The 295-nt window shown below is 63.1% G+C and carries 1 protein-coding gene; it reads right to left on the reverse strand.

The genetic code is table 11. The annotated features are described in order from the left end of the window. Positions 1–295, reverse strand: a 295-nt coding sequence (locus ACRXB1_RS37600; RefSeq protein ID WP_449494963.1) for an MFS transporter, incomplete at both ends; no start/stop codon positions are given.

Below are 295 nucleotides of genomic sequence, written 5' to 3' on the forward strand. Positions count from 1 at the left end.
AACAGCGCCGTCAGGCCAATCGGCACGTTCACCGCAAACAACCACGGCCAGGTGCCAAGGGAAAGGACAATCGATGCCACCGTCGGCCCGACCGCGAACGATATCCCCACGATCAGCGCATTGAGCCCGAGCCCGCGCCCAAGCCGGTGATGCGGATAGATCGCGCTTAACAGCGCCGTCAGGCCAATCGGCACGTTCACCGCAAACAACCACGGCCAGGTGCCAAGGGAAAGGACAATCGATGCCACCGTCGGCCCGACCGCGAACGATATCCCCACGATCAGCGCATTGAGCC

The organism is Caballeronia sp. M23-90 (assembly GCF_053574605.1).